The sequence below is a fragment of the Streptomyces xylophagus genome, assembly GCF_000716435.1.
Classification (GTDB): domain Bacteria; phylum Actinomycetota; class Actinomycetes; order Streptomycetales; family Streptomycetaceae; genus Streptomyces; species Streptomyces xylophagus.
In genome coordinates this window covers 107,554-115,925 of sequence record NZ_JNWO01000031.1, presented here as the reverse complement: position 1 = coordinate 115,925, position 8,372 = coordinate 107,554, and the positions used below count along the sequence as shown (strand labels likewise).

General features: G+C 69.9%; 9 protein-coding genes. 7 read left to right on the top strand and 2 right to left on the bottom strand.

What is annotated here, in order from left to right; genetic code table 11:
* A partial coding sequence (locus tag OO70_RS43260) for a DUF192 domain-containing protein (protein WP_043684626.1) occupies nt 1-333 on the bottom strand: 333 nt, incomplete at its 3' end.
* 123 nt (nt 334-456) lie between these two features.
* Here OO70_RS43260 and OO70_RS43255 point away from each other — a divergent pair.
* From OO70_RS43255 to OO70_RS43245, 3 genes are read left to right on the top strand one after another with little or no spacing between them, the layout of a single operon-like run.
* On the top strand, nt 457-1,236 hold the full coding sequence (locus OO70_RS43255; protein WP_043684624.1) for a prepilin peptidase: 780 nt from the start codon (nt 457-459) through the stop codon (nt 1,234-1,236).
* Nucleotides 1,237-1,281: 45 nt separating this feature from the next.
* Nucleotides 1,282-1,800 (top strand): dihydrofolate reductase family protein, encoded by a 519-nt coding sequence (locus OO70_RS43250; RefSeq protein ID WP_043684622.1) that lies wholly within the window; start codon nt 1,282-1,284, stop codon nt 1,798-1,800.
* A 40-nt stretch (nt 1,801-1,840) separates the two neighbouring features.
* Nucleotides 1,841-2,713: an LLM class flavin-dependent oxidoreductase gene (locus tag OO70_RS43245; RefSeq protein WP_043684620.1), complete on the top strand. Its 873-nt coding sequence runs from the start codon at nt 1,841-1,843 to the stop codon at nt 2,711-2,713.
* A 6-nt stretch (nt 2,714-2,719) separates the two neighbouring features.
* Here the strand turns inward: OO70_RS43245 and OO70_RS43240 are convergent, their stop codons facing one another.
* Complete coding sequence (locus OO70_RS43240; RefSeq protein WP_051742161.1) at nt 2,720-3,268, bottom strand: DinB family protein; 549 nt, start codon at nt 3,266-3,268, stop codon at nt 2,720-2,722.
* A gap of 50 nt (nt 3,269-3,318) precedes the next feature.
* On the opposite strand from OO70_RS43240, the gene OO70_RS43235 reads away from it, so the two are divergent.
* From OO70_RS43235 to OO70_RS43220, 4 genes are all read left to right on the top strand, one after another.
* The gene (locus OO70_RS43235; protein WP_043684618.1) at nt 3,319-4,113 is read left to right on the top strand and encodes a class I SAM-dependent methyltransferase; all 795 of its coding nucleotides are present in this window, start codon (nt 3,319-3,321) and stop codon (nt 4,111-4,113) included.
* 675 nt (nt 4,114-4,788) lie between these two features.
* Nucleotides 4,789-5,562 (top strand): isoprenyl transferase, encoded by a 774-nt coding sequence (locus OO70_RS43230; RefSeq protein ID WP_043684616.1) that lies wholly within the window; start codon nt 4,789-4,791, stop codon nt 5,560-5,562.
* 310 nt (nt 5,563-5,872) lie between these two features.
* Nucleotides 5,873-7,198: a PhoH family protein gene (locus OO70_RS43225; RefSeq protein ID WP_043684613.1), complete on the top strand. Its 1,326-nt coding sequence runs from the start codon at nt 5,873-5,875 to the stop codon at nt 7,196-7,198.
* 410 nt (nt 7,199-7,608) lie between these two features.
* On the top strand, nt 7,609-8,307 hold the full coding sequence (locus tag OO70_RS43220; protein WP_199827514.1) for an aggregation-promoting factor C-terminal-like domain-containing protein: 699 nt from the start codon (nt 7,609-7,611) through the stop codon (nt 8,305-8,307).
* Nucleotides 8,308-8,372 lie beyond the last annotated feature (65 nt).

Sequence of the window (8,372 nt, the reverse complement as noted above, 5' to 3'; positions counted from 1 at the left end):
AGTCGTCGGCAGCGTCAGATGTGTATAAGAGACAGCCTCCAGCACATGCCGGGACCGGAACCGCGGCAGCCCCAGCCGCCCCGGTTTCATCGTGTGGACGGCGACGACCTCCAGGTTCCGGTCCAGGTACGCCACATCGATCGGGAACCGCATCCGGAACGTGTGCACACTGCTCGCCGGTGAGAGCAGCATCGCCCCGTCGATCCCGTCCCGGCCGAGCAGCCCCTTCGTCCGCGCCCGGTACGAGGTCGCGAGCTCCAGCCGCACCGCGACCGCCCCCGCAACCCCCTGCACGATGAGCTTGCCCCGCCCGTCACTCCAGCGTCGCCCCATGTCAGGTCACCTTCCTGCGCCACAACGGTTCCGGTGTCAACCGACCGTATCCACACGGGAGTAGGCCCTACATGGGTCCACGGACCCATGCCCTCGCCCGCCGTATCCGGATATCGTCCCGGCGTGCGCCTGATTCTGATCCTCGTGGGTGCCCTCTGGGGCGCGTGGTCGGGCCTCCTGCTGCCCCGCGCCGCCCACCGCCTCTCCGTGGACCCCGAGGAACCCTGGAACGGGGAGTGCCCCGACGGCCACCCCATCCAGGGCACGTTCAACGGCTGGCTGGGCCGCGCCCACTGCACCGACACCGCCCACTCGTACGGCCCGACGCCGCCCCCGACCGACACCCTCTGCGGCCCCTACGGCCCCCGCACCCCCGTCGTGTCCACCGCGACCGCCCTCATCTGCGCCGGCCTCGCCGCGGCCACCGGCCCCCGCCCCGAACTCGTCGTCTGGCTGCTCGCCGCCCCCGTCGCCGTCCTGCTCGCGTTGGTCGACCACCGCGTCCACCGCCTCCCCGACGTCCTCACCCTCCCCCTCGCCGCGGCCACCCTCGCCCTCCTCGGCATCGCGGCCGTGCTCCCCGCCGACGCCGGTTCCTGGCCCACCGCCCTGCTCGGCGGACTCGCGCTCGGCGCCACGTACTTGGTGCTGTACCTCATCAACCCGGCCGGCATGGGCTTCGGCGACGTGAAACTCGCCCTCGGCCTCGGCACCGCCCTCGGCTGGTACGGCTGGCCGGTGCTCGTCACGGGTGCCTTCGCGGGGGTGCTGTACGGCGCGGTGTACGGCCTCGGCATGGTCGCCCTGCGCCGGGCCGGCCGTAAGACGGCGATCCCGCTGGGGCCGTTCATGCTCGGGGGCGCGTTCACGGGTCTGCTGCTGGGTGCGTTCGCGGTGGCGTGAGACGGTGGTGAACCCGGAACCGGTGACGAACCAGGTGGTGCACCCGTGCGGAAGATCAGCCTGATGATGTCCGTATCCCTCGACGGCTATATGGAGGGCCCCGACCGGGACATCGGCTGGCACCTGGTCGACGAAGAACTCCACCAGCACATGAACGACACCCTCAGACCCCTGGGCGCCTTCGTCGACGGCCGTGTCACCCACGAACTGATGGCCGCCTACTGGCCCACCGCCGACGCGGACCCGGACACCCCCGCGGTCGTCGCCGAGTGGAACACGACCATCGTGAGCGAGGTCGTCCCCGAGGAAGTACGGGCCCTCAAGGAACAGCCCGGCGGCGACCTCGGCCTCGGCGGCGCCGACCTCGCCGCCACCTTCCTCCGGCTCGACCTCGTCGACGAGATCAAGGTGTACGTCCACCCCGTCCTCATCGGCCGCGGCAAGCGCATGTTCCCCGAGGCCGACACCCACACCGCACTCCGCCTCACCGAAACCCGCACCTTCGGCAACGGAGTCGTCCTCCTGCGCTACGAGCGGGCGCGCCCCGACCTCGCCGACGCGTAAAGCTGTTGTCCGCCCCGCCCCCGCCAGGTAGGAAGAACCCATGACTGGACTCGGCGCTGTGTTCCGGCCCCAACTTCCCCCCGAGCGACTGCGAGCCGTGGTCCGACTCGCCGATGCCACCGGGCTCGAAGAGCTCTGGCTCTGGGAGGACTGCTTCCGGGAAGGCGGGATCTCGGCCGCCGCGGCCGCCCTCGCGTGGAGCGAGCGGGTGCGGGTCGGGGTGGGACTGCTGCCGGTCCCGCTGCGGAATGTCGCCATCACGGCCATGGAGGCCGCCACCCTGCACCGGCTGTTCCCGGGGCGCGCGATCCTCGGCGTCGGCCACGGCGTACAGGACTGGATGGGACAGGTCGGGGCGCGTGCCGAATCCCCGGTGACGCTGCTGCGCGAGCATCTCGACGCGCTGCGCGCCCTGTTGCGCGGGGAGCGGCTCACGACCGACGGACGCTACGTCACGCTCGACGACGTCGGCCTCGACTGGCCGCCGGAGGGTCCCGTCGAGATCCTCGCCGGCGCCACCGGCCCCCGCACCCTCCGCCTCTCCGGCGCGGCCGCCGACGGCACGATCCTCACCTCGAGCACCACGCCGGACGGTGTCCGCCGGGCCCGTCAACTCATCGACGAGGGGCGGGAGTCGGCCGGCCGCACCGAGCCGCACAAGGTGGTCGTCTATCTCCTCACCGCCACCGGACCCGACGCCGCCGCCCGACTGCGCGCCGAACTCGCCGACGAGGGCCTGGAGTCGGTCCCCGACCTCGGGGTCGCCGGCGACGCGGGTGCCGTGGCAAAAGCCGTCCAGCGGCTCGCGGAGGCCGGCGCCGACACGGTCGTCCTCCAGCCCACCGGCGACGAACCCGACCCGGAGGGCTTCGTACGCTTCGCGGCGGAGGAGGTCAGGGCACTCGTGCCGTGACTCCGGTCAGGCGTCCGACGGCCGGTGATCGCCGGCCGCCCCGTCGACGAGTTCCCGCACGATGTCCATGTGCCCCGCGTGTCTCGCCGTCTCCTCGATCAGATCGACCAGCACCCAGCGCAGCGACACGGAGTGCTCGCGCCACGGCGGTCGGCCGACCGCGTCCAGCGGCAGCTCCGTGATCGTGCGGTCGGCGGCGGCGCGCGCACGGCCGTAGAAGGCGACGATCTGTTCCGTCGTCTCGTCCGGGGCCGCGGCCATGTCCTCGCCCTTGTACGCGTCGAACCACAGCGGCTCCACCTCGCGGCCGTAACTCTCCACGAAATAGCCGTACTCCACCGACGCCAGATGCTTCACCAGCCCGAGCAGACTCGTGCCCGAGGGGGTCATCGGGCGTCTGGCCTGCTCCTCGTCCAGGCCGTCGAGCTTCCACAGCACCGCGTCCCGGACCCGGTCAAGGCTCGCGTGCAGCGTCGCCTTCTCGTCGCCGTGGTACGGCAGGCCCGTGCCGGTGTTGTCCGCATTGACTCCGTTGTCGTCCCCGTCGTTCGCCATGCTTCGAAAAGTAGCAGCGCCCACTGACAACGCCCTGCGACCATCGCCCCATGGACAACAGCAGGAGCTTCGAGGACCTCGTCGCCGAAGGCCTCGCCGTCCCCACCGAGGGCTGGGACTTCTCCTGGTTCGAGGGTCGGGCCACCGAGGCACGCCCTTCGTGGGGGTACGCGCGCACCGCCGGGGACCGTCTCACCTGGGCGAACACCGTCCTGGACGTCCAGACCGGCGGAGGCGAGGTCTTCGACTTCGCCCTGAGCCGGGCCGCCGCTCAGCCACCGATGCTCGCCGCCGCCACCGAGGGCTGGCCGCCGAACGTCGCCAAGGCCACCGCCCTGCTCCGCTCGCGCGGTGTCGTGGTGGTCGCCGCGGCCGAGGACGCCCCGCTGCCCTTCGCCGACGCCGCCTTCGACCTCGTCCTGAGCCGCCATCCGGTCCGCTCCAACTGGCCCGAGATCGCCCGCGTCCTGCGCCCGGGCGGCACCTACTTCGCCCAACACGTGGGCCCCCGCAGCGCCGTCGAACTCGTCGAGCACTTCCTCGGCCCCCAGCCGGAAGGGGTGAGCGGCGCCCGAGACCCCGAGCGCGAGCGGGCCGAGGCCGAGGCCGCCGGCCTGGAGATCGTCAACCTGCCCGCCGAGCGGCTGCGCATGGAGTTCTACGACATCGCGGCCGTCGTCCACTTCCTCCGCAAGGTGATCTGGATGGTCCCCGACTTCACGGTCGAGGCCTACGAGCCCCAACTCCGCGCCCTGCACGAGCAGATCGAGGCCACGGGCCCGTTCGTGACCCACAGCACCCGCCACCTCTTCGACGCCCGCAAGCCGCACGCGAGACGCGCGTGATCGTCGTACCGTCCAGGGCGTCGGCGACCGGGGGGTGCCTCTCTCGGCCGGTGTGTCCTGGAACTGTCGTTCGATGCGGAGGGCGGTCACCGCACGTCCTCCATACGTACACACGGTTTCCACATCGTTATCGAGATCGACTCGCCTCCCGGCCACCACCTCACGTAAGTTCAGACCAAGGTAATTCGCGTGAGCAAAGCTGCGCGGTTGGCACCGCGCGGTGGAGGGGGCTGCGCGGTGCCCCTGCCCGTCAAGCGGACGTTCGCTGACGGCGTCACCCGTGAGAGCGACACGCCGGAGGGTGGCGGAAAACCTCCACGTTCTCCTTGGAATCCACTGTGAACCGGCCATGATCAGGGCCGGAATCGGGACTTCCGCACCCCTCGACGCGTCGTCGGCCGACTTCGGAGAGTAGTTGTGGGGCGCCGATGCACGCAGCATCACTTACGAAGGGTTATGGTGGAAACCCCCCCTCGGGCCGGTCCGTATCCCCCCCACGGACCGGCCCGATTTTTTTGTGCCGTGCGGTGACGCCCCCCGCACCTGCCGAGGACGCCCCGGGCCCGACCTTCGTGCCGAACCGGGATGAGCCCAGACACCCCTTGGGGGAGCCGGGTCCCGGCGGGGGTAGGCTTCGCAGCCGGGGACTGCCATCCACGGAGGGGCTGACAACACGTGAACCTGCGCGACACCCTGCGCCGCCTGCTGGTCAGGTTCTACGTACGCAGGGTGGGAGGCCATCTCGACCACACCCAGGTGCCCAAGCACATCGGCGTCATCATGGACGGCAACCGGCGCTGGGCGAAGGCGGCGGGCTCCACCACCGTCCAGGGACACCAGGCCGGCGGCGACAAGATCGAGGAGTTTCTCGGCTGGTGCAGCGAGACGGACGTCGAGGTCGTCACCCTGTGGCTGCTGTCGACGGACAACTTCGACCGCCCCGCGGAAGAACTCGGCCCGCTGCTCGGCATCATCGAGAACGTCGTCAGCTCCCTCGCCGCGGACGGCCGTTGGCGCGTGCACCACGTCGGCACCCTCGACCTGCTGCCCTCGGGGATGCAGTCCGTCCTCAAGGAGGCCGAGGAGTCCACCGCGCACGTCGACGGGATACTCGTCAACGTCGCCATCGGCTACGGCGGCCGCCAGGAGATCGCCGACGCGGTCCGCTCGATGATCCTGGACGCCGCAGACCGGGGCACCTCGATGGAGGAGCTCGCCGAGCACGTGGACGTCGACCTCATCGGCAAGCACCTCTACACCGGCGACCAGCCCGACCCCGATCTGGTGATCCGTACCAGCGGCGAGCAGCGGCTGTCCGGCTTCATGCTCTGGCAGACGGCCCACTCCGAGTACTACTTCTGCGAAGTCTTCTGGCCGGCCTTCCGCAAGGTGGACTTCCTGCGCGCGATGCGTGACTACGCCGCGCGACACCGGCGTTACGGCGGATGACGGACAAGGCGCCCCGAGTACCCCGTTTGGTGCACAAGTAACAAGGAGTTCACCAGGGCGTCGTCATATGCCGTGGCATGGCGGCGCATGTTCGAGGGCATAAGCCAAGCAGGTCGACGCCCGAACCACGGGTGTCGTATCTCAGCGGACGGCACGGGGCCGTCCGCCCGGGAGGCCCTTTGCACCAGTTCGACCGTGCGGTCAGTACGGGCGAGACGGAGGGCCGGTCCCCGGCCCGCGCATCGCGGCCTGGACCGGTCCAGCTCCTCTCCGTCGCTCCCCGACCTCTTCCGAGGGGGTACGTCCTTCCGTGGTGACCAGCACAAAGCGCCGTCTGCCTGACCGGCGCACTTATGTCATCGACACCAGCGTTCTGCTGGCCGACCCGAACGCACTGAACCGCTTCGAGGAGCACGAAGTCGTGCTGCCGATCGTCGTGGTCACAGAGCTGGAGGCCAAGCGGCACCATCCCGAACTCGGCTACTTCGCCCGGCAGGCACTGCGCCTGCTGGACGAGTTCCGGGTCCGGCACGGTCGCCTCGACGCCCCCATCCCGATCGGGGAACTCGGCGGCACCGTCAGGGTCGAGCTCAACCACTCGGACCCCAGCGTGCTGCCCAGCGGCTACCGCCTGGGGGACAACGACTCCCGCATCCTCGCGGTCGCCCGCAACCTGCAGGCCGAGGGGTACGACGTCACCGTCGTGTCGAAGGACCTTCCGCTCAGGATCAAGGCGTCGTCCGTCGGACTCCTCGCCGAGGAGTACCGCGCGGAACTCGCCATCACGGGCTCCTCCGGCTGGACCGGAATGTCCGAACTGACCCTGCCCGGCGAACAGGTGGACATCCTCTTCGAGGAGGGCCACGTCTACGTTCCGGAAGCCGCCGACTTCCCCGTCCACACCGGTCTCACCATCCAGTCCGAGCGCGGCAAGGCGCTCGGCCGGGTCACGGCGGACGGCAACGTCCGTCTCGTCCGCGGCGACCGGGAGGCGTTCGGCATCAAGGGCCGCAGCGCGGAGCAGCGCATCGCGCTGGATCTGCTGCTCGACCCGGACATCGGGATCCTGTCCATGGGCGGCCGGGCCGGCACCGGCAAGTCCGCGCTCGCGCTCTGCGCGGGCCTGGAGGCCGTACTGGAGCGCGGCCAGCACAAGAAGGTGATGGTCTTCCGGCCGCTGTACGCGGTGGGCGGACAGGAGTTGGGCTATCTGCCCGGCTCCGAGGCCGACAAGATGGGCCCCTGGGCCCAGGCGGTCTTCGACACGCTGTCCGCGGTCACCAGCCGCGAGGTCATCGAGGAGGTCACCGCCCGCGGGATGCTCGAGGTCCTGCCCCTCACCCACATCCGCGGCCGCTCGCTGCACGACGCGTTCGTGATCGTGGACGAGGCACAGTCCCTGGAGCGGAACGTCCTGCTGACCGTCCTGTCCCGCATCGGCGCCAATTCACGGGTGGTCCTCACCCATGACGTGGCCCAGCGGGACAACCTGAGGGTCGGTCGCTACGACGGTGTCGTCGCCGTGGTGGAAAAGCTGAAGGGCCACCCGCTCTTCGCACATGTGACCCTGACGAGGTCCGAGAGGTCCCAGATCGCGGCGCTTGTGACCGAAATGCTGGAGGACGGGCAAATCTGAGGTAATTCAGGCCGGATTCAGGCCAGTTGGCGCCGTTCCGCGAAGCCGATGAGCTTAGCGGGGCGGCGCTTTGGCGTCCTGCTGTTTCTCCAAATCCCCTGAGGCAAACGGGATGTGAGCTTTCACACGCAACTCAGAATTGCCACCCGGCGTCCGGTTACGGCAGAGTCTCACTCCTGTCAGGCCCCGCATACGACACACGTGTACCCCCAGCGGTACGCACCACATGAGCAACACCACCAACTCCACAGCGAAGTCGTATGCCGCCCGCTCTCCACGCGGCGCTCCCCACGCGGGAGTTGCCCATCGGGCCCGTGCCTCCCGTGACCCCGTAGTTGGGAGGCCAGCGTTCAGGGGCACGATTGCGTCCGCCAGGGTCACCGAAGCGGACGATGCTGGAAGGAAACCGTGTGAGCCGGATTTCGGTCCGGGGATTCGCAGTGGCCTCGGCCACCGCGGTCACCGCCGTCGGAAGCGTCGTAGGCGTTGCCTCGGGCAGCGTCGCACAGGCGCAGAACAATGACGCCGAGACGACGGCAGCCGACACCACGCTCCTGGCGGACATCCCCACGGGCCAGCAGGCCCAGGTCCAGACCGCCTCCTTGACGCAGCAGGCCGACGCCCAGGCGATCCAGGCCGACGCGAGCGCCAAGAAGGACGCCGAGGAGTCGGCCCGCCTGGCCGCCGCCAAGACAGCGGTCGCCAAGAAGGCCGCCGCCGAGAAGGCGGAGAAGCTGGCCAAGGAGAAGGCAGAGGCGAAGAAGGCGGCCGCCAACGCGAGCAGCTCTTCGTCGAGCTTCCCCGTCCAGAGCTCCTACACGATCGCGCAGATCCAGTCGATGGCCGCCTCCATGGTGCCCAGCGGCCAGTTCCAGTGCTTCAGCAACATCGTGGACCACGAGTCCAGCTGGAACTACCGCGCGGTCAACGCCTCGTCCGGCGCCTACGGTCTCTTCCAGGCACTGCCCGGCTCCAAGATGTCGTCCGTCGGTTCCGACTGGCAGACGAACCCGGCCACACAGATCAAGTGGGGCCTCCAGTACATGAACGGCCGCTACGGCAGCCCGTGCGAGGCCTGGACGTTCTGGCAGGCCAACCACTACTACTAGGCCCGCCCCGCGCGCCGACCGCTCAACCTTCCGAAGCCCCTCCCCGTCCTAGGGGGAGGGGCTTC

Excerpts from the sequence above, each read along its gene's own strand:
- OO70_RS43245 (WP_043684620.1), top strand. The coding sequence starts at position 1,841 with ATGACTGGACTCGGCGCTGTGTTCCGGCCCCAACTTCCCCCCGAGCGA.
- OO70_RS43240 (WP_051742161.1), bottom strand. The coding sequence starts at position 3,268 with ATGGCGAACGACGGGGACGACAACGGAGTCAATGCGGACAACACCGGC.
- OO70_RS43235 (WP_043684618.1), top strand. The coding sequence starts at position 3,319 with ATGGACAACAGCAGGAGCTTCGAGGACCTCGTCGCCGAAGGCCTCGCC.